This window comes from Streptomyces sp. NPDC091371 (assembly GCF_040684275.1).
Lineage (GTDB): Bacteria > Actinomycetota > Actinomycetes > Streptomycetales > Streptomycetaceae > Streptomyces.
This window is the reverse complement of record NZ_JBFBFP010000018.1, coordinates 36,330-56,919: the sequence shown is the minus strand read 5'-3', so window position 1 is coordinate 56,919 and position 20,590 is coordinate 36,330. Positions and strand designations below refer to the sequence as shown.

The window sequence follows — 20,590 nt, the reverse complement described above, 5'->3', positions numbered from 1 at the left end:
GGGGAGTTGAGTAGTGGAACCGTCCAAGACGACCACGGGGACCGCCGCGGGCACCACCGCGCACCCGGCCGGCCGGCCGACCGCGCCCGCGGCCGGCACGTCCAGAGGCTCCGGCTTCTGGGTGGTGGGCGCGGTCCTCGTCCTGCTGATGCTCTCCTCCTCCGTGCCCTCCGCCCTGTACGTGCTCTACCAGGAGAAATGGGGGCTGTCCTCCGGCACGATCACGGTGGTCTTCGCCCTGTACGCCGTCACCGTGCTCGCCGGACTCCTGCTGTTCGGCTCCCTGTCCGACACCCTCGGCCGGCGCCCCGTGCTGGGCGCCGGCCTGCTCCTGGCGATCGTCTCGATGGGCCTGTTCGCCGGGGCCCAGGGGCTCGGCCTGCTGCTCGCCGCCCGCGCCGTGCAGGGGCTCGCCGTGGGCCTCGCCACCGGCGCGATGGGCGCGGCCCTGCTGGAACTCAGCCCGCGCACCCGGCCCGCGCTCGGCGCCCAGGTCAACAGCGCCGGGCCGACCGTGGGCATCGGACTCGGCGGGATCGGGGCCGGACTGCTCGTCCAGTACGCCCCCGCGCCCACGGTCCTGAGCTACCTGCTGCTCGTCGGGGCCTTCGCCGTCACGCTGGTGGGCGTGGTCCGCATGCGGGAGAGCGCTCCCGGCGCGGGCGGCCGCTTCCGGGTGGTCCCGCACCGGATCCGCGTGCCGGCCGGCGCCCGCCGCCGCTTCGGCATCCTGATCCTGACCATCGTCGCGGTCTGGTCCGTGGGCGGCTTCTACCTCTCGCTCGGCCCGCACCTGGCCCTGTCCCTGCTCCGCTCCACCAACTACCTCGTCGGCGGCGCCACGGTCGCGCTGCTCGCGGGCGCCGCCACCGTCGCCCAGCTGGTGCTCGGCCGCACCGAGGCGCTGCGCACCGCCGTCCTCGGACTGTTCGGCCTGCTCGCCGGACTGGCCCTGGTCCTGCTCTCCCTCGGCATCGGCTCGGCCCCCGTGTTCCTCGTGGCCACCGCGGTGCTCGGCAGCGGCTGGGGGGCCGCCTTCCTCGGCTCCTTCCGGGCGCTGTCCGCGCTCGCCGACCCGGCACACCGCGGCGAACTCACCGCCGCCGTCTACGTCTTCGCGTACCTCGCCATGAGCGTGCCGGCGGTGCTCGCCGGGATGCTCACCAACATCCACGGGCTGCACCGCACCTCCGTCGGCTTCATGGCCGCCGTCGCCGGAATGTGCGCCCTGGCCCTGCTCGCCACCCTGCGGCTGGCCGCACGCACCAGGGAAGAGGGGAGGGCCGCATGAACCCCGCGGACATGAAGCCGGACGAGCTGCGCTCCGCCCTGCACGGGCTGGAGATCTTCGCCGGACTGACCGGCGAGCAGCTGGACTGGCTGGTCTCGGTCTCCGAGCCCCAGGTCCTCGCCGACGGGGAGGTCCTCTTCCGGGACGGCGAGGAGGCGGACCGCTTCCACGTCCTCCTCTCCGGCGGGCTCGTCGTCACCAAGGTCGTCGACGGCCGCGAGGAGGTGCTGACCCGGCACTCCACCGAGGAGGAGAGCGCCGCCGCCGATGACCACGACGGCAAACCCCCGGCCGCGCACCGGTTCACCGGAGAGCTGCCCCTGCTCACCGAGGGCTCCTACGTGGCCACCGCGGCCGCGAGCGGACCGGCCACCACCGTCGTGGCGTACACGAAGCCCGTCTTCTTCGAGATGCTGACCCGCTGCCACGGGGTGGCCGCCGTGCTCATCCCGGTGCTGGCCTGGCGGATCAAGTCCTCCGAGGTCCAGGCCCGCAAGCGGGCCACCGTGGAGGCCCTGGGCACCCTCGCCGCCGGGCTCGCGCACGAGCTGAACAACCCGGCGGCCGCCGTGGCCCGCGCCGCCCAGGAACTGGCCCCGGCCCTGGACCGGCTGACCCGCACCGCCCAGGCGTGGGGCGCCGCCGCCACCGGCGCGGAGCGCACCGTACTGGACCGGCTCGCCGAGGAACTGGACAAGCTGCCGCCGCCGACCACCACCGACCCCCTGGCCCAGGCCGACGCCGAGGAGGAGATCGCCGACTGGGCCGAGGAGGCCGGCACGGAACGGCCCGGCCTGCTCGGCTCGGGGATCTCCGACCTGGGGCTCGAACTGGGCTGGCTGCTGGACCGGCTGGAGGGGATCGGCGAGCCGGCCCTGGCCCCGGCCCTGGACCACCTGGCGGCGCTGCTGGAGATCCGCTCGCTGGCGGCGGAGCTTCGGGCCGCGGGTCCCCGGATCTCCCAACTCGTGTCCGCCACCCGGGATTACGCCAATCTCGACCGGGCGCCCGAACAGCGCTTCAAGGTGACCGACGGACTGGAGAACACGCTGGTCGTGTTGCGCGCCAAGCTCGCCGGGATCAGCATCGTGCGTGCGTACGAACCCGGCCTGCCCGAACTGACGGGCTACCCGAGCGAGTTGAACCAGGTGTGGACGAACCTGGTCGCCAACGCGGCCGAGGCCATGGACGGCGCCGGGGTGCTCACCCTGCGTGCCCGGGCCGAGGGCGTCTGCATGGTCGTGGAGATCGCCGACACCGGCAGCGGCATCCCCGAGGAATCCCTGCCGCGGATCTTCGAACCCTTCTACACCACCAAGGACGTGGGCAAGGGCACGGGCCTGGGGCTGCACCTCAGCTACCGCATCGTGACCCAGCGCCACCACGGCTCCATCACGGCCCGCTCGCGCCCCGGCGAGACCCGGATGGTCGTCCGGCTGCCGTTCGCCGGCAGCGCCCAGGGGTGCGCGGCGCCCGCCGACGCACCTGCCCCCACCAGTTGAAGGAATGGAGTCGACATGGCCAAGTACGACATCTCCAAGCTGCACCCGGTGTTCGTCCGGCAGATGGACGCCCTCGCCGCGCTGGACATCGAGGCGGTGATGAAGAACTACACCGACGACGCCGTGCTGCTCCGCTTCGAGGGGGTCTCGGTCGGCATCGACGCGGTACGCGAGACGTTCACCGGTTACCTGACGGTGAAGCCGACGCTGGTTGAACTCCAGGAGTACATCGAGACGGAGGACACCATCTTCTACCGCGCGATCATGAACCTGAACGGTGAACCGGAGCACGCGTTCGGGACACTTGTCGTCCGCGATGGCCGAATCTGGCGTCAGACAGCCGGATTCGGCGGCTGAACCGCGAAATCTGGGTAGCGTGTGCGGGGAGGGCGGGGATGTGCGCCCTCCCCGTATGTGTGACAGCGTAGATATATGCACGGAGTGGAAATGGGGAGGTCATGGAACGCGAAACCGGGCGGGTCGAGGCATTCAGTGACGGCGTATTCGCCATCATCATCACCATCCTCGTCCTGGAGTTAGAGGCTCCGGAGGAAAAGGGTTGGTCCGCCTTCTGGCACGGCGTCCGGGAACAGTGGCCGCATTACGCCGCCTACATCGTGAGCTTTCTCATCATCGGCGTGATGTGGGTGAACCACCACACCATCTTCAGCCACCTCAAAAGGGTCGACAGGCCCCTGCTGTTCCTGAATCTCCTGGTGCTGATGGTGGTATCGGTGATTCCGTACACCACCAACGTCCTCGCCGAGCACCTCATGGACGACGGCGGGTCCGCCAACGCGGCCGCGGTCCTCTACAGCGCCGTCACCGTGGCCTACGCCTTGGCGTTCCTGGTGTTCTGGTGGTACGTCACCCGGGTCGGCCACCTGTTCCACGACCACGTGGACAAGGAAGGCGCCCGCGCCACCAGGATGCGTTTCGGGCTCGGCGCCATCGCCTACCCGCTCACCGTGGCCCTGGCCTTCTTCTCCGCGCCCCTCACCCTCGTCGCCCACTTCCTGATCGCCATCTACTATGCGGCGAACCAGATCCCCATCCCTCTCGTGGTAGAGGACGAGCGGCTCGAAACTGCCAGCGACCTCAGGAAGTAGCCGCCGGGGCCTACGGCCGTTCTCCGCGGTCAAGTAGGGTATTGGATCTAGCTGGTCGCGGGGGAGGCCCAGATGGCTCGCGTAGTCCTGCCGGAGGATTCCACGAAGGAAATCTCCGAATTGATCGACGTCCTGATCTCTCTTCTCTTCGAGTCCTTACCCCGGCGGGACCAGCGAAACTGGGCCCGCGTATATTTGAACGGCCTCGTGCGGACCAGTGGGAAGAAAACAATCCGTAACATCGCCGGAACAGGGGCCAGTTCCGTCGAGCAAAGCCTCCAGCAGTTCATCAGCAAGTCCCCCTGGGACTGGACCCCGGTCCGCCGCTCCCTCGCACAGCACCTCGAACGCACCGCCCAGCGCCCCCTCGCCTGGGTGCTCCAGCCCATGGTCATAGAGAAGGCCGGCGACCGCTCGGTCGGCGTCGGCCGCCAGTTCGTCCCCCAGCTCGGCCGCACCGCCAACTGCCAGCAGGCCAGCGGGATCTGGCTCGCCTCCAGCGAGGCCAGCTTCCCGGTCGAATGGACCCTCACCCTCCCCGGGCCCTGGACCACCGAACTCCTGCGCCGCCGCCGCGCCGGCATCCCCGACACCGCCCGCTCGCTCACCCCCGCCCAGGACGCCGTGCACGCCGTCCAGCGGATGGCCGCCACCTGGCAACTCCAGCGAAGGCCCGTGGTGATGGAGGTCGCCAACTCCGACCTCCCGCAGAGCATCGAATCCTTCGCCCTCCAGGACATCCCCTTCGTCTTCAAGGTCGACGGCTCCCTGCCCGTCTCCTTCGGCGGCGCCGGCCGGCACAAACCCGGACCGCACACCGCACCCGCCCGCGAACTCATCGACTCCCTGCGCTCCCAGCGCCGCGTCGTCGAATGGACCCGGCACGGCCGCGCCGAGGGAGCCGTCACCCTGCTCACCTCCGCCTCCATCCTCGCCACCCCCGGCGAGGACCGGCCCCTGCCCGCCCCGACCACACCGCTGCTGCTCGTCGGAGCCTGGACCGAAGCCGCCCTGCTGCCCACCGAGTTCTGGATCACCAACATCGGCGACCGGCCCCTCGCCCAGCTCTTCCTCCTCGCCAAACTCACCGACCGCGTCTCCCTCGACTTCACGGAAACCTGCGAACCCGTCGGCATCCGCGACTTCGAAGGCCGCTCCTTCCGGGGCTGGCACCACCACGCCACCCTCGCCAGCGTCGCCCACGCCGCGAAGCTCCTCGGCACCCGGAGCCGTGCCGCCGACACCCAGCCCGGTACCCATCCCGCCGCCCGCGCCACCGCCAACCGGACGCCCGGACCCGTCACGGCCCGGCCCCCCGCCACCCGGCCCGGGCCGCCGGCCGCCCTGCCCGCGCGTGCCTACACCCCCGGCCAGACCCCGCGCCGCGAGTACATCCGCTGATGCTCGACATCGCCGACGAGCTACGCGCGTGGTACGCCGCGCAGCGGGAATTCGCCCTCGCCACCGTCGTCTCCGTCACCGGGAGCGCCCCGCGCGGCCCCGGCGCCTCCCTCGCCGTCGACCACCGGGGCACCGCCCTCGGCTCGCTCTCCGGGGGCTGCGTGGAATCCGCGGTGCACGAGCTCTGCCTCGAGGCGATCGCCTCCGGCAAAGGCGGCCTGCACCGCTTCGGCTACAGCGACGACGACGCCTTCGCCGTGGGCCTGACCTGCGGAGGAGTCCTCGACGTCCTGATCACCCCGGTCCGCGGGGACGACCCCGTGCGGCCCGTCATCCACCGCGTGCTCGACGTCACCGCCGGCGGCGCCAGAGCCGCGCTCGCCCGGGTCGTCTCCGGCCCCCAGGAACAGCTCGGCCGGGCCCTGGCCGTCCACGCCGACGGCAGCTACGAGGGCGGACTCGGCGCCGGCCCCGCACTGGACCGGGCCGCCGCCCGGCGGATACGGGGACTCCTCGCCGCCGGGCGCACCGGCACCGCCGAGCTCGGCACGGCCGGCGGACTGTGCGGAGAGCCGCTCACCCTCCTGGTCGAATCGGCAGCCGAACCGCCCCGGCTCCTCGTCTACGGGGCCATCGACTTCGCCGCCGCCCTGGCCCGCATCGGCGCCTTCCTCGGCCACCGGGTCACCGTCTGCGACGCCCGGCCCGTCTTCGCGACCCCGGCCCGGTTCCCCGACGCCGACGAGGTGGTCGTCGACTGGCCGCACCGCCACCTGGCCGCGGAATGGGACGCGGGCCGGCTGGACCCGCGTACCGCCGTCTGCGTCCTGACCCACGACGCGAAGTTCGACGTACCGCTGCTGGAGCTCGCCCTGCGGCTGCCCCTGTCCTACGTCGGAGCCATGGGATCGCGCCGCACCCACACCGAGCGGGCCCGCCGGCTGCGGGAGGAAGGGGTGCCCGACGCCGCACTGGCCCGGCTGCGCTCACCCATCGGCCTCGACCTGGGCGGCGCCACCCCCGAAGAGACGGCCCTGGCCATCGCCGCCGAACTCACCGCGGTCCGGCACGGCGGATCCGTCCGCCCGCTGGCCCGGAGCACCGGCCCCGTCCACCGGAGGGCCAAAGTCCCGTAGGAACCCACCACAGGGCCCGGAATGTCCTGGACGATAAGCCCGGACGGCGTAAACGCCAGGTCGTGGGAGAATGAAGTACGTGCGTTTCCTCGGCTGACAGGTCGGGGTACCTCCGATCGACTGGGATGTTCAGCACGTGCGTTTCCTCAATGACCTGAAGCCGCCGTACGACCTGACGTACGACGATGTGTTCATGGTGCCGAGCCGCTCCGCGGTCGGTTCCCGCCAGGGCGTGGACCTGTCCTCGCCCGACGGCACCGGCACCACCATTCCGCTGGTCGTGGCGAACATGACCGCCATCGCCGGCCGCCGGATGGCCGAGACGGTCGCCCGCCGCGGCGGCATCGTCGTCATCCCGCAGGACATCCCGATCGAGATCGTCACCGACGTCATCTCCTGGGTGAAGACCCGCCACCTCGTGCTCGACACCCCGATCACGCTGGCGCCCACCCAGACCGTCGCCGACGCGCTGTCCCTGCTGCCCAAGCGCGCCCACGGCGCCGGCGTCGTCGTCGACGCCGAGGGCCGCCCGGTCGGCGTCGTCACCGAGCACGACCTGACCGGCGTCGACCGGTTCACCCAGCTCTCCGAGGTCATGTCGAAGGAGCTGCTGCTCATCGACGCCGACATCGACCCGCGCGAGGCCTTCAACCAGCTCGACGCCGGCCACCGCAAGCTGGCCCCCGCCGTCGACAAGGACGGCAAGCTCGTCGGCCTCCTCACCCGCAAGGGCGCCCTGCGCGCGACCCTGTACACCCCGGCGACCGACGCCAACGGCAAGCTGCGCATCGCGGCCGCCGTCGGCATCAACGGCGACTTCGTGCAGAAGGCCAAGCAGCTGCTCGACGCGGGCGTGGACACGCTCGTCATCGACACGGCCCACGGCCACCAGGAGTCGATGATCAACGCGATCAAGGCCGTCCGCGCGCTGGACCCGCAGGTCCCGATCGTGGCCGGCAACATCGTCGCCGCCGAGGGCGTCAAGGACCTGATCGACGCCGGCGCCGACATCATCAAGGTCGGCGTGGGCCCCGGTGCCATGTGCACCACCCGCATGATGACCGGCGTGGGCCGCCCGCAGTTCTCCGCGGTGCTGGAGTGCGCGGCCGAGGCCAAGAAGTACGGCAAGCACGTGTGGGCCGACGGCGGCGTCCGCCACCCGCGCGACGTGGCGATGGCGCTGGCCGCCGGCGCCTCCAACGTGATGATCGGCTCCTGGTTCGCCGGTACGTACGAGTCCCCGGGCGACCTCCAGCAGTCGGCCGAGGGCCACCTGTACAAGGAGTCCTTCGGCATGGCGTCCGCGCGTGCGGTGCAGAACCGCACGTCGGAGGAGTCTGCGTACGACCGGGCCCGCAAGGGTCTGTTCGAGGAGGGCATCTCCACCTCGCGGATGTTCCTGGACCCGGCGCGTCCGGGCGTCGAGGACCTGATCGACTCGATCATCGCCGGTGTCCGCTCCTCCTGCACCTACGCGGGTGCCGGCTCCCTGGCGGAGTTCGAGGAGAAGGCGGTCGTCGGCATCCAGTCCGCGGCCGGCTACGCCGAGGGCAAGCCGCTGCACGCCAGCTGGAGCTAGCTCCGTTTCCTGTGGCCCCGGCCGCGCCCTTTCCGGGCGGGCCGGGGCCACAGCCGTACCCGGGTGCGGCGCCGTTGCCGGGGGCGCTGCCCCCGGACCCCCGCGCCTCAAACGCCGGCGGGGCTGGATTTCGGCTGATGCCGTGCGCCCTGCGCGGCTGGATGGCCCGGAGGGCAATTCCAGCCCCTCCGGCGTTTGAGGAGCCGGGGAACGGTGGAAGGGCGGGGAGAGGTTCCGTGCAGCGGGCGCGGGGTGACCGTTCGGCGTGCCGGGGGACCGTTCGGCGCAGGCGGCGGGGGATACGTCATGCGGCGGATAACTTCCGAGGGAGGCCGCGGGACGCTCGGGGGACCCGACCCCCGAAGGGACACCCCGTGGACAGGACTGACGCGCACGCCCTCGCCCGGCTGCACAGCGAACACGGCAAGGCCCTCTACGGCTTCCTCCTCGGCCTCACCTTCGGAGACCGGCACCGCGCCGAGGACCTCCTCCAGGAGACCCTGTTCCGCGCCTGGAAACACCCCGAGGCACTGGAGAGCGCGCACGCCTCCATGCGGCCCTGGCTGTACACCGTCGCCCGGCGCCTCGCCATCGACGCCCGGCGGGCCCGCATGGTGCGGCCCGCCGAGGTCGGCCCCGACGCCCTGGAGCACTCCCCGGCCGCCGACGACCGCACCGAGCAGGCCGTCGCCGTCCTCGACGTCCGCCACGCCCTGCGATTACTCAGCCCGGAGCACCGCGCCGTGCTCCACCAGATCTACTTCCGCGGGGCCTCCGTCGGCGAGGCCGCCGAGGCGCTCGGAGTGCCCGCCGGGACAGTGAAGTCCCGTACCCACTACGCGCTGAGGGCGCTGCGGGCCGCGATGCCCGGCTACGGCCCCGGCGACCGCATCGCGGCCTGAGCCGCCTGAGCCGCCTGAGCCGCCTGAGCCGCCTGAGCCGCCTGAGCGGCCTGTGCCGCCACCGCCGCCCGGGAGCGGACCTGGAGCTTGCCCAGGATGTGCGAGACGTGCGTCTGGACCGTGCGCCGCGACAGGAACAGCGCGCTCGCGATCTCCGGGTTCGTGCGGCCCTGCGCCACCAGCAGCGCCACCTTCAGTTCGGCCGGGGTCAGCGCCTCCCAGCCGTTCGAAGGCCGCCGCCGCGCCGAGCGGCTGCCCCGGCGCACGCCCAGGCTCCGCAGGCGGGCGTCGGCCCGGGCGGTGTCCCACCGCGCGCCCAGGTCCTCGTACGCCTCCACCGCCTGGGTCAGCGCCGCCCGCGCACCGGCCAGGTCGCCCCGCCAGGCCCGCGCCACCGCCAGGTCCTCCAGGGTGTGGCCCAGCGGCAGCGGCCACCCGGCGCGCTCGCCCCGGGCCACCGCCTCGGCCAGCGGCTCCGGGTCCTGCGCGAACAGGCCCCGGCAGCGCAGCAGGGCCAGCGCCGGGCCCGGATACTCGGCCAGCGCCGCAGCCGCCCGCTCGCACGCGGCCACCGCCGCCCGCGCCGTACCGGGCTCCCCGCTCTCCAGGGCGAGCCGCACGATCTCCGACAGCACCCAGGGGCGCTCGTACGCCACCGCCTCCTCCACCCCGTCCTCCAGCGCGGGCAGCAGCGCCCGCAGCGCGTCGCCCGGGCGGCCGTCCCGCTCCGCCAGCAGCGCCCGGGCCAGCAGGACGTGGGAGGCGTAGCGGCGCGCGGCAGGGGTGTCGAACGCCCCGGCCGGGAGCGAGGCCAGTTCGGCGGCCGCCGCCGCGGGCTCGTCGCGGTGGCCCAGCACCAGCGCCCGCAGCCCGTGCACCACCACCGGCAGCCAGCCGTCCGACACCGGCAGCGCACACGCCCTGGCCACCCCGGCGAGGGCCTCGTCCCAGTCGCCGAGCCGGTAGTGGAACTCGGCGAGCCGGGCCTGCGTCACCACCAGCCGCCCCGTCGAACGGGTCCGCGCCGCCAGCTCCCGCGCCTCCCGCAGCGCGGCCTCCACGATCCCCGGCTCGTCGAAGCGCATGTGGCCCTCGGCCTGGTTCGCGAGCAGCAGCAGCCGCATGTCGTTCGCCTCCGGGGCGCGCCGCGCGTACGCGATCCCCTCCGCGACGTGGCGCAGCGAATCCCGGCCCCGCCCCAGGTGGAACAGGGCGAAGGACATGGCGTGGTGGGCCTCCGCCCCGCACAGCGGATCCCCCAGCGCCCGCGCCCGCTCCACCACCGGCCCGGCCAGCGCGTACGCCTCGGCCGGGGGCCGCAGATCGGCCAGGGCCAGCACCCGGCAGGCCTCCAGCCGCAGCCGCAGCCGGGCCGAGGGGAACTCCTCCGCGAGCGCCCGCTCGGTGACCTCCAGCGAGCGGGCCATGTCCCCCTGGATCATCAGCGCGGACACCAGCTTGAAGTCCACCGACGCCCGCCGGTCCGGGTCCGTGGTCCGGGCGCGCAGGGCGGCCAGCAGCTCCACCGACTCGGGGCGGCGCAGCATCAGCGCCGCGTCCGCGAGGAGTTCCTCCAGGGCGTCCCGGGTCCCCGGTTCCCACGCGTCGCCCTGCGCGAGGGCCCGCTCCAGCAGTTCCTCCGCGGTGCCGGGCGCCCCGGCGATCAGCGCGGGCGCCGACTCCGCGAGCCAGCGCACCGCCCACGGGCAGAGCCGCCCGGCGCCCAGCAGCTGCTCGGCGGTCCGCACCGGGTCCAGCCCGGCCCCGGCGAAGGCCCGGGCGGCGTCCAGGTGCAGGGCGGTGCGCACGGCCCCCGGGGTCTCCGCGTACAGGGCCTGCCGCAGTGCCGGGTGGCGGAAGCGCAGGGCCTCCCCGGTGTCCTCCAGCAGCCCCGCCAGCACCGGCTCCTCCAGCTCCGCGAGCAGCTCCCGTACCGGCCGCGACCGTACGAGGGCCAGCTCGCGCGCCGTGAAGACCGCGCCCAGCAGCGCCGCGTGCCGGATGAGGGCACGCGCCGGCCCGGAGAGCGGGTCCAGCGCACGCGCGGCCGCCCCGGGCGGCGGTGACAGCTCCGCCTCCGGCACGGTGAGTTCGGCGACCCCGCCCCCGTCGCAGGGCCCGGCCGCGGCGACGCGGAGCGCTCCGGTGCGGGACCAGTGGTCCAGCAGCCGCCGCAGCAGGTCGGGGTTGCCGGCCGCCAGGCCGGCCGCCTCCCGCAGCCGGGGCCCCGGGCGCGCCCCCAGCACCTCGTGCGCCAGCCCCGCGGCCTCCGCCGCCGACAGCGGCTCCAGCCGGACCGTGCGCCCGCCCGGAGCCGAGCCCAGCGGATGCAGCTCGGGGCGCCGGGGCAGCGGCCGCCGGGTCGCGGCCAGCAGCAGCGGCAGCCGCCCGGCCGCCGCCCAGCCGGCGAGGCGCTGCCACAGCAGCAGGGTGGCCGGATCGGCCCAGTGCGCGTCGTCCAGCACCAGCAGCAGCGGCCGCTCGGCGCACCACCGCTCGACCCCGGCAGCCAGCAGGTCCATCGCGGCGAGCAGCGCACCGCCCGGCAGCGCCGCCTGCTCGGCCTCCCGCAGCAGGCCGACCACCGGCGCCCGGCCGGGCCCGCCGGGGTGCAGACAGTCCAGGGCCGCGCGCAGCGGCAGCCCCACCGCGAGCGCGTCGGCCGCCGCGTACCGCGTGCGCAGGCCGAGCGCCGCCGCGTCGGTCAGCGCCTGCCGTACGAACGCGGTCCGGCCGGAGCCGGGTTCGCCCTCCACCATCAGACAGGCTCCCGCGCCCTCCGCGCCCGCCCGCACCCATTCCCGCAACTCGCTGCGAAGCTGTTCTCGCCCGACCCGCACGTCGGCGATCCCTCCGGTCGTTCGCGCCGGTCACAGGATGACACGGAACGCTTCCCTCAGGGCCGGGGCGGCTGCTGTTCCGTAGGCGAACTGTGCACTCCCGCACGGAACTTGGGGATCCGCAAGGTGACCTTCATGCCCGCGCCGACCCCCGTTTCCATCACCGGCCCGTACGCGTCCCCGTACACCTGGCGGATCCGCTCGTCCACGTTGGGCAGCCCGATCCCCGAGGAGGCGCCGGCGTGCTCCCCGGCCAGGATCCGGCGCAGCAGGGCCGGATCCATGCCGATGCCGTTGTCCTCGACGCTGATCACCGCCTCCGAGCCCGCGTCCCGCGCGGTGATGGTGATCCGGCACTCCTGGGTGGAGTCCTCCAGCCCGTGCTTGACGGCGTTCTCCACCAGCGGCTGCAGGCACAGGAAGGGCAGCGCCACCGGCAGCACCTCCGGAGCCACCTGCAAGGTCACCTTCAGCCGGTCCCCGAACCGGGCCCCGGCCAGCGCCAGATACTGCTCGATGGAACGCAACTCGTCTGCCAGCGTGGTGAAGTCGCCGTGCCTGCGGAAGGAGTAGCGGGTGAAGTCCGCGAACTCCAGCAGCAGATCCCGGGCCCGCTCCGGATCGGTCCGTACGAACGACGCGATCGCGGCGAGGGAGTTGAAGATGAAGTGCGGGGATATCTGCGCCCGCAGCGCCTTGATCTCCGCCTCCATCAGCCGGGTCCGCGACCGGTCCAGCTCCGACAGCTCCAGCTGTACGGACACCCACCGCGCGACCTCCGTCGCAGCCCGCACCAGCACCGCGGACTCCCGCGAACCGTAGGCCACCAGCGCGCCCAGCATCCCGTCCTCGCCGGTCAGCGGCGCCACCACCGCCCACTTCAGCGGACAGTCGGGCCGCTGGCACTCCGTGCGCACGCTCTGGCTGCGCCCCGACTCCAGCATCACCGCCACCCGGGCCATCGCCCGCCGCTGGTGGTGGTCGGCGCCCGGGCCGTCCCAGGCCAGCACCGCGTCCCGGTCGGTCAGGCAGAGCGCTTCCGTGCCGAGCAGGGAGCGCAGCCGCTTCGCCGCCTTGCGGGCGGCGTCCTGCGTCAGCCCCGCCCGCAACGGGGGAGCGGCCAGCGAAGCCGTGTGCAGGGTGTGGAACGTGGCCCGCTCCACCGGGGTGCCGAGGGCCGGCCCCGCCGCCCGCTCACCGCGCAGCGCGTGCCGGCGGCCCGCCGCCCAGCCCGCGGCCAGCAGCAGGGCGGCGCCGGCCACCGCGAGGACGACGAGCCCGGCCGCGGTCACCGCGCACCCCCCGCCCGCTCGCCCGCCACGTTCTCCGGCAGGTGCAGCCGGGCCAGCGTGGCCGCCGTCCCGGCCGGGACCCGCGAGCGCGTCGCCAGCGATACCGCCACCATCGTCAGGAAGCCCAGCGGCACCGACCACGCCGCCGGCCAGGCCAGCAGCGCGTGCGTCCAGCCCCCGGGCGCCAGCCCGGCCCGGGTCGCCAGCACCGCGCTCAGCGCCGCCCCGCCACCGGTGACCAGGCCCGCCACCGCACCCGGCGGCGTCAGCCCGCGCCACCAGATGCCCAGCACCAGCAGCGGGCAGAAGGAGGAGGCCGACACGGCGAACGCCAGCCCCACCGCGTCCGCCACCGGCACGTCCCGGGCCGCCACGCTCCCGGCCAGCGGCACGAGGATCGCCACGAGCACCGCGATGCGGAAGCTGCGGACCCCGCGCGACGGCAGCAGGTCCTGGTGCAGCACCCCCGCCACCGCCATGGTCAGCCCCGAGGCCGTCGACAGGAACGCCGCGAAGGCGCCCCCGGCCAGCAGCGCCCCGAGCAGGTCCCCGAGCACGCCCCCCAGCATCCGCTCCGGCAGCACCAGCACCGCCGCGTCCGCGGCACCGGTCAGGGCGAGCTCGGGCGCGTAGATCCGGCCCAGCGCCCCGTACACCGGGGGCAGCAGGTAGAAGACCCCGACCAGCCCGAGCACCACCAGCGTGGTGCGGCGCGCGGCCCGCCCGTTGGGGCTCGTGTAGAAGCGAACCGCGACGTGCGGCAGGCCCATCGTGCCGAGGAAGGTGGCCAGGATCAGCCCGTACGTCGCGTACAGCCGGTACCCCGAGTGGTCCCCGGACAGCGGCTGCGACCAGCTGGACACGCCCATGCCCGCCTCCGCCCGGGTGTCCGGCACGGGGGCGCCCGGGGCGAACTCCAGCCGCGCGTGGGCCCGTACCGCATGCGGCCCGGCGGCGAGGGTCACCGGCTCCCCGCCGTAGGTGCGCCCGTCCAGCTGCCCGGTCACCGACACCGTCAGCGGCGCGTCCAGGGAGAGCCGCACGTCCTCGGCCAGGGTGACGGCGGTGTGCTCGCGGAAGACCGCCGGGGCGTCGAAGGAGGCGCGCGGGGCACCGTCCCCGGCCCAGGCGGCGACCAGGAAGAAGGCCGGGACGAGCAGCGCCGTGAGCTTCAGCCAGTACTGGAAGGCCTGCACGAACGTGATGCTGCGCATCCCGCCGGCCGCGACCGCCGCGCTCACCACGAAGGCGACGACGAGCCCGCCGACCCAGTGCGGGGCGCCGGTCAGGATCTCCAGGGTCAGCCCGGCGCCCTGCAACTGCGGCAGCAGGTACAGCCAGCCGACCCCGAGCACGAAGAGCACCGCGATCCGGCGCACCGCCTGCGACTCCAGCCGGTCCTCGGCGAAGTCGGGCAGCGTGTACGCCCCCGAGCGGCGCAGCGGGGCCGCGACCAGTGCGAGGAGCACCACGTACCCGGCCGTGTACCCGACGGGGTACCAGAGCATCTCGGGCCCCTGGAGCAGCACCAGCCCGGCCACCCCGAGGAACGAGGCCGCGGACAGGTACTCCCCGCTGATGGCCGCCGCGTTCAGCCGGGGGCCGACGGTGCGGGAGGCCACGTAGAAGTCGGAGGTGGTCCGGGATATCCGCAGCCCCAGGGCCCCCACCAGGACCGTGACCAGGACGACGACGGTGACCGCGGTCAGCGCGTACGTCTGGTTCACGGGCGGTTCCTTCGGCCGGGGATGGGTGCCGGGAGTCTATGCGCGGCCGCAGACGGGGCAACAGGCGCGATCCGGCCCGCCTGGGCCGATGCCCTGCGGGCGGCTCTGCCCCCACCCCGCCCCTTCCCGAACCGGGGCTCCGCCCCGGACCCCGCGCCTCAAACGCCGGCGGGGCTGGATAGTGCCGCTGCGCGGCACCTCCAGCCCGCCCGGCGTTTGAGGGCACGGGCGCGCAGCGCACGTACGGGGTCCGGGGCGCACCCCCGGCAGCGGCGCCGCAGGGGGGTGGGCCAGGAGCGGACCGCAGGTCAGACGGCGGGGTCGCGGTGGTCCGCGCAGTCGCGGAGGGCGATCTCCAGTTCCACGTACGACTCCTCCGCCCGCCGAAACGCCAGCGTCAACGCGGCCTCCGCCCGCGGCGGCACCTGCTCGCGCACGCCCTCCCGCGCCTCGTACAGGACATCGGCCCAGCGCGCGGCCGCACTCCGCAGCCCGGCCAGCAGCGCCTCGGCCTCGGCCGGCCCGGCGGGCCGGGTGCGGGACATCGAGGTCAGCGCGTCGAGCAGCGCCTGGATCTCGGACATCTCGCTCCTCCCGCGTCCCACGCCGGAAGATCCACGATACGCACCCCCGGTGCGCCACGCGGGCCGTTCACCCCGCCGGATCGCCGTACGCCATTCGCCGTGCGACGAACGGCGGGTGCGCGCCGCCGGGCGGTCGGGCGGCGGTCGGGCGGCGGCCGTCCGGCTCAGCCCGTGGCCTGACGCATCAGCAGGTCCCGCAGCTGCCGCGCGTGCCTCCGGCTGACCTGGAGCTCCGCCGCCCCGACCCGGACCGACGTGGCGCCCGCGTCGAGCCGCAGCTCGTCGATGCGGGCCAGTGCCACCAGGTGGCGGCGGTGGATGCGGACGAATCCGCGCGCCGCCCAGCGTTCCTCCAGCGTGGACAGCGGGATCCGGACCAGGTGGCTGCCCTCGTCGGTGTGCAGGCGGGCGTAGTCGCCCTGGGCCTCGACGTGGACGATGTCGGCTATCGCCACGAACCGGGTGACCCCGCCCAGTTCGACGGCGATCTGGTCCGCGGTGCGCTCCGGCACGGCGACCTCGGGTGCCGACGGCCGCTGCACCGGCACCGCGGCCAGCGCCCCGGCCGGCCGGGGCGGCTCCTCGGCCCGGCCCAGCTGCGCGCAGGCCCGCCGGACGGCCTCGGCGAGCCGCTCCGGGCGCACCGGCTTGAGTACGTAGTCCACGGCCTTGAGGTCGAAGGCCTGTACGGCGAACCCCTCGTGGGCGGTGACGAACACGATCAGCGGCGGCCGCGCGAACCCGGCCAGCAGCTTCGCGATGTCCAGTCCGGTCAGCCCGGCCATGTGGATGTCGAGGAAGACCACGTCGATGCCGTCGGCTCCGTCGGGCCCGGCGTCCAGCGCACGCGTGATCCGCCGCAGCGCCTCTGTGGCGTCGCCGGCGCCCTCCGCGCTGCGCACCCGGGGATCGGACCGCAGCAGGTAGAGGAGCTCCTCCAGGAGCGGCTTCTCGTCGTCGACGGCCAGTACGCGCAGCATGCCGCCGAGTGTAGAGAGAGGCCCGCCGGGGCGGAACGGGGCGCGGCCCTCCGCCCCGGGGGATGTAGGGCGAAGGGCCGCGCGGATGGGGGATGTGGGGGGAGAGGGAAGCGGAGCGGTGGACTACTGGACGGTGATGAGCTTGCCGTCGGGGGCGACGGCGTACCAGGTGCCGCCCACGCCCTGGCCGTTGATGTCGCCGGGCTTCTTGTCACCCGTGAAGGTGTAGACGGGCCAGCAGTCGACGGTCTGCTGCTTCTTGCCGTCCGGCCGGTCCAGGACCAGGTAGTTCCGCTCGGTGATGCCCTTGGCGTTCGCCTTGTCCACCGGCGGGACCACCGGCCACTTCGCCAGGCAGTCACCCACGCACTTGGACACCATCGGCCACGCGGTGTCCGGCTTGAACCGGTAGACCGTCATGCCCTTGCCGTCGACGATGTGGTCGCCGAGCTTCGGGTCCTTCGCCACCGACAGGCCCGCGCCCGCCTCGGCCGGAGCGCCCGCGCCCGCGCCCGGCGCCGCCTTCGCGGCCTTCTTCCCGTCCGGCGCGAACGCGAACCACGTCCCGCCGACGCCCTGGCCGTTGACGTCGCCCGCCTTGGTGTCCTTGTTGAAGCGGTACGCGGGCCAGCCCGCCACCGTCAGCTGCTTCGTGCCGTCGCTGCGCACGACCTCGCCCAGCAGTGCCGGGTCCATGCCGGCGGCGGCAGTGACGTCGCCCGCCGCGACCACCGGCCAGGTCTTCGCGCAGTCCCCCTCGCAGTTCGACTTGGACGGCTTGGCGGTGTCCTTGTCGAAGCGGTACAGGGTGAGCCCGGCGCTGTCGCTCAGGACCGAACCGAGCTGCGCGTTGTCGCCGATGGCCAGCTGTCCGGCCGCCTTGGCGCCGCCCGCGGCTCCCGGGCCTCCCGCGCCGTCCGCCGTGGGAGTCTGGGCGGAAGTGGCGCCGGCCGGCTTGGCCGCGTCGGCGGCCTTGTCGTCCGCCGGTCCGCAAGCCGTCGCCGCGAGGGCGACGGCGATCACGGCCGCGGCCAGGGTGGTTCCGCGCTTCATGCCCATCTTGATCTCTCCCACTGTGTGTCCGTCGTGTCCGCCGCCCGCGTTCTTCCGTCAGCGGCGGCAACTGTGCACAGGACACGCCCCGGGGGCCGTGATCTGTTCAAGGCGACCGGTGTGGGCTGTTTCACCTATCCGGCGGCGAACCCGGCGCGCCGCAGAGCCGTGACCACAGCGAGGCCGAGGACCTGGTGTCCGGCGTCGTTGGGGTGCAGACCGTCCTCCAGGTGCTCCGGACCGAGCACGTCCCGCCCCGGGAGCACGGCCAGCCGCTCGTCCCCGGCGGCGATCCGGTCCCGTGCGGCGCGCTCCATCGCGTCGCGCAGCGCGCCCAGGGTGGCGCCCAGCCGGTTCGGGGTCCGCTCGGCGTCGGGCCGCAGCACGGGGGAGACCAGCAGGAGCGGGGTTCGCGGGTGGCCCTGGCGGACCAGTTCGAGGAACGCGCGGGTGGTCTCGTACAGCATCGGCGCCGAAAACGGCACGCGCGACCAGCAGTTGGTGCCGAAGGCGAGGGTGAGGACGTCGGCGGGGAGGCTCGCGAGCTGCTCGGCGGTGGCGAGTTCACCGCGCGCGGCGCCCGCGTAGCCGAGGTTGACGGTGTCCCAGCCGAGCGCCCGGCCGGTGACCGCGGGCCAGCCGTGCGCGGGCCGGGTCGACCACCAGCCCTCGGTGATCGAGTCGCCGTGCACCACCCAGCGCGGGGCGGGCGGCGGCGGGGCGAGGGGGCCGCCGATCCCGCGCAGGCCGAGTATCAGAGGTGACTGGGCCTCGGGCGGGTGGATGGTGAACGGGCCGTTGCCGCCGCCCAGTTCGATGCGTACGACGGACTCGGCGGCCGGTTCGGTGAACACCTCGGTCACCACCCCGTGCCGGTCCCAGAGCGAGAAGAGGTGCGCGAGGTCGCGCAGGGCGTCGGTGGGGCCGGGCACCGTCGCCCGGTAGCGGATCTCCACCGCCCGCGCGGTCGCCGTGGTGAACTCCAGCCGGACCCCGATGGGGAGGGTGGCCCGTTCCCCGGTGTCCCAGGGCAGCCGCATGGTGTCCGCCGGGTCGGCCCGCACCGGGCGCCCCTTGTCCAGCCAGGCGACCCCGCGCAGGAAGGGCTCCGGGTCCTGCCACTGCCCATCGGTGCTGTCGGCGCTGTGCGGGCTCACTGTTCGCCTCCGATCGTCGGATACGGGAACTTCACACCGACCCCGCCGTCCACCACGAGCGTCTGCCCCGTCACGTACGAGGACAGCGGCGAGGCCAGGAAGTACAGGGCGGCCGCGATGTCCGAGGTCTCGGCCACCCGGCCCAGCGGGGCGTTCTCCGCGTTGCGCCGCCGCCCCTCGGCGCCCAGCAGGGCGGCGACCCGCGGGGTCCACACCACGCCCGGCGCCACCGCGTTCACCCGTACCCCGCGCGGGCCCAGTTCCACCGCCGCCGAGCGCACCAATGCCATCAGCCCGGCCTTGGCGGCCCCGTAGGCGGCGTGCAGCGGGGCCGCGGTGAGGCCGGACACGGAGGCCACGAAGACCAGCGGTCCGCCGCCGGCGGCGGCGACGGCCTCGCCGCCGTACTGGACGGCGAGCCAGGCGTGCCGCAGGACGAGGTCGAAGTGCCAGTCCCAGCCGGCGTCGTCCAGCTCGGGCAGCGGCGCGTAGCGGGCCATGCCGACGATGTCGACGACCCCGCCGACCGGGCCGCCGAGCAGCCCCGGCGCCCGCTTGAACAGGGTCCGCACGTCCTCCCGGCGGGTCACGTCGCAGGCGTACGGGACCCCGCCGGTCTCGGCGGCCACGGCGGCGGCCCGCTCGCCGTCCACGTCCACGCACAGCACCCGGGCCCCGGCGGCGGCCAGGGCGTGGGCGCTCTGCCGGCCGATGCCGTTGCCCGCGCCGAGCAGGACCAGGTTCCGGCCGTCGAGTCGGTGCAGGGCGGTGTAGTCGGGCACGGGCGAGGTGTCCAGGGGGCCGAGGGGCCCGGCGGCGCTCACGCGTCGGCCTTGCGGGGCTCGTACCGGGCCAGCTCCGGGATGACTTCCTTGCCCAGGATCTCGATCGTCCGCAGGATCTCGCGGTGCTCGAGGTAGCCCCACTGCACGTAGCAGATCAGCTGGTCCACCCCGAGGTCCGCGTACCGCTTCGCCTTGGCGACGATCGCCTCCGCGTCCCCGATCAGGATCATGTCCCCGTCGTTGAACTCCCGTACGGGCACCTCCCCTTCGAGGATCGGGTTCAGCAGCGGGAAGGCCCGCTCGCGCTCTTCCGGGGCCAGGTGCGGCAGCTCCCACTCCAGCGTGAACCGCGCCAGGTTCGAGTACCACCAGGCCACCGAGTCCCACACCCGGGCGTCCGGCTCCGTGCGCGGGGCGGTCGCGTGGACGAGGGTGTAGGCGCTGACCCGGTTCGTACTGACGTCGGTGAGCGGGCAGGGTGCGAGGGCGGCCGCCCGGTACGCCGCCACCTGCCGGGCCATCGCCTCCAGCGGCTGCATGATCGAGAACGAGAGCAGCCCGAGCCCGGCAGCCCCCGCCACCTCGGCCGATCCGGGGGAGGTGGCCGCCATCCAGGCGGGCGGGTGCGGGTCCTGCACGGGTTTCGGCGTCACCATGCGGCGCGGGAAGCGGAACCGCTCGGACTCGTACGCGAAGTACTCCTCGCGCCACATCCCGGTGACGATCTCGATCGCCTCGCGCCAGTCCTCGCGCGACCTCTCCCGGTCCACCCCGAAGGCGGCCTGCTCCATGGGGGTGGACCGCCCGGTGCCCCACTCGACCCGGCCGCCGGACAGCACGTCCACGGTGGCGACCTTCTCGGCGATGCGCTGCGGCGGGGTGAAGGCGAAGGGGGTCAGGGTCACGCCGAAGCCGAGCCGGATCCGCTCGGTCAGCCCGGCGAGGTGGCCGAGGAGCACCTCGGGGGCCGGGCAGTGCGAGCGGCCCTCGCGGAAGTGGTGCTCGACCGCCCACACGGTCCGGAACCCCATCCGGTCGGCGAGCCGGATCTGCTCGACGGCCTCCCGGTAGGCGCGCTGCTCGGCGGCCCGCTGGCCGTGCGGATGGGACCCGTGCCAGGGCTTCGGTACGTCGATCTCGTAGAGCACGTCCAAATCCATGGCGGCACGCTGCGGCAGATCTGACGAAGTGTCAAGAAAGGGGGTCGGGGGCGGGCTGCGCAGCGATCGATCGTCCGCGCGCAACGAAGGAC

17 protein-coding genes are annotated in these 20,590 nt (G+C 74.1%); 8 read left to right on the top strand and 9 right to left on the bottom strand.

All coding sequences use genetic code 11. The annotated features are described in order from the left end of the window. Positions 1 to 13 precede the first annotated feature (13 nt). The 8 genes from AB0O21_RS20780 (at position 14) to AB0O21_RS20745 (ending at position 8,920) form a co-directional block, all read left to right on the top strand. On the top strand, positions 14 to 1,291 hold the full coding sequence (locus tag AB0O21_RS20780; RefSeq protein ID WP_365172612.1) for an MFS transporter: 1,278 nt from the start codon (positions 14 to 16) through the stop codon (positions 1,289 to 1,291). Then, positions 1,288 to 2,793 carry an ATP-binding protein gene (locus AB0O21_RS20775; protein ID WP_365172611.1) on the top strand — a complete coding sequence of 502 codons (1,506 nt, stop codon included), beginning with the start codon at positions 1,288 to 1,290 and terminating at the stop codon, positions 2,791 to 2,793. The genes AB0O21_RS20780 and AB0O21_RS20775 overlap by 4 nt, the downstream gene beginning before the upstream one ends. Before the next feature lie 15 nt (positions 2,794 to 2,808). Then, entirely contained in the window at positions 2,809 to 3,150 is a 342-nt protein-coding gene (locus AB0O21_RS20770) for a nuclear transport factor 2 family protein (RefSeq protein WP_266937957.1), read from the top strand. 101 nt (positions 3,151 to 3,251) lie between these two features. Continuing rightward, the gene (locus AB0O21_RS20765; protein ID WP_365172610.1) at positions 3,252 to 3,902 is read left to right on the top strand and encodes a TMEM175 family protein; all 651 of its coding nucleotides are present in this window, start codon (positions 3,252 to 3,254) and stop codon (positions 3,900 to 3,902) included. A gap of 72 nt (positions 3,903 to 3,974) precedes the next feature. Further along, positions 3,975 to 5,303, top strand: coding sequence for a transposase (locus tag AB0O21_RS20760; protein WP_365172609.1), 1,329 nt, complete (start codon positions 3,975 to 3,977; stop codon positions 5,301 to 5,303). Then, on the top strand, positions 5,303 to 6,439 hold the full coding sequence (locus AB0O21_RS20755; protein ID WP_365172608.1) for an XdhC/CoxI family protein: 1,137 nt from the start codon (positions 5,303 to 5,305) through the stop codon (positions 6,437 to 6,439). Before AB0O21_RS20760 ends, AB0O21_RS20755 begins: the two co-directional genes overlap by 1 nt. 136 nt (positions 6,440 to 6,575) lie before the next feature. After that, positions 6,576 to 8,018: a GuaB1 family IMP dehydrogenase-related protein gene (locus AB0O21_RS20750; RefSeq protein WP_365172607.1), complete on the top strand. Its 1,443-nt coding sequence runs from the start codon at positions 6,576 to 6,578 to the stop codon at positions 8,016 to 8,018. A gap of 374 nt (positions 8,019 to 8,392) precedes the next feature. Next, entirely contained in the window at positions 8,393 to 8,920 is a 528-nt protein-coding gene (locus AB0O21_RS20745) for a sigma-70 family RNA polymerase sigma factor (RefSeq protein WP_365172606.1), read from the top strand. Here the strand turns inward: AB0O21_RS20745 and AB0O21_RS20740 are convergent. The 9 genes from AB0O21_RS20740 to AB0O21_RS20700 form a co-directional block, all read right to left on the bottom strand. Beyond that, positions 8,890 to 11,760 (bottom strand): LuxR C-terminal-related transcriptional regulator, encoded by a 2,871-nt coding sequence (locus AB0O21_RS20740; RefSeq protein ID WP_365172605.1) that lies wholly within the window; start codon positions 11,758 to 11,760, stop codon positions 8,890 to 8,892. The two genes, AB0O21_RS20745 and AB0O21_RS20740, sit on opposite strands and share 31 nt — an antisense overlap. Before the next feature lie 56 nt (positions 11,761 to 11,816). Next, on the bottom strand, positions 11,817 to 13,052 hold the full coding sequence (locus tag AB0O21_RS20735; RefSeq protein ID WP_365172604.1) for a histidine kinase: 1,236 nt from the start codon (positions 13,050 to 13,052) through the stop codon (positions 11,817 to 11,819). Further along, entirely contained in the window at positions 13,049 to 14,779 is a 1,731-nt protein-coding gene (locus AB0O21_RS20730; RefSeq protein WP_365172603.1) for a cation acetate symporter, read from the bottom strand. The genes AB0O21_RS20735 and AB0O21_RS20730 overlap by 4 nt, the downstream gene beginning before the upstream one ends. Before the next feature lie 308 nt (positions 14,780 to 15,087). Then, positions 15,088 to 15,363, bottom strand: a complete 276-nt coding sequence (locus AB0O21_RS20725) for a hypothetical protein (protein WP_365172602.1) — start codon at positions 15,361 to 15,363, stop codon at positions 15,088 to 15,090. A 164-nt stretch (positions 15,364 to 15,527) separates the two neighbouring features. Beyond that, positions 15,528 to 16,343, bottom strand: a complete 816-nt coding sequence (locus AB0O21_RS20720) for a LytTR family DNA-binding domain-containing protein (protein WP_365172601.1) — start codon at positions 16,341 to 16,343, stop codon at positions 15,528 to 15,530. A gap of 123 nt (positions 16,344 to 16,466) precedes the next feature. Then, positions 16,467 to 17,402, bottom strand: a complete 936-nt coding sequence (locus AB0O21_RS20715) for an SCO0930 family lipoprotein (RefSeq protein WP_365172689.1) — start codon at positions 17,400 to 17,402, stop codon at positions 16,467 to 16,469. 128 nt (positions 17,403 to 17,530) lie between these two features. After that, positions 17,531 to 18,553, bottom strand: coding sequence for a GDSL-type esterase/lipase family protein (locus AB0O21_RS20710; protein WP_365172600.1), 1,023 nt, complete (start codon positions 18,551 to 18,553; stop codon positions 17,531 to 17,533). Beyond that, the gene (locus AB0O21_RS20705) at positions 18,550 to 19,377 is read right to left on the bottom strand and encodes an SDR family oxidoreductase (protein WP_365172599.1); all 828 of its coding nucleotides are present in this window, start codon (positions 19,375 to 19,377) and stop codon (positions 18,550 to 18,552) included. Before AB0O21_RS20705 ends, AB0O21_RS20710 begins: the two co-directional genes overlap by 4 nt. Beyond that, a complete protein-coding gene (locus AB0O21_RS20700) occupies positions 19,374 to 20,498 on the bottom strand; it encodes an LLM class flavin-dependent oxidoreductase (RefSeq protein ID WP_365172598.1) in 1,125 nt (374 codons plus the stop codon). Before AB0O21_RS20700 ends, AB0O21_RS20705 begins: the two co-directional genes overlap by 4 nt. Between the last annotated feature and the right edge of the window lie 92 nt (positions 20,499 to 20,590).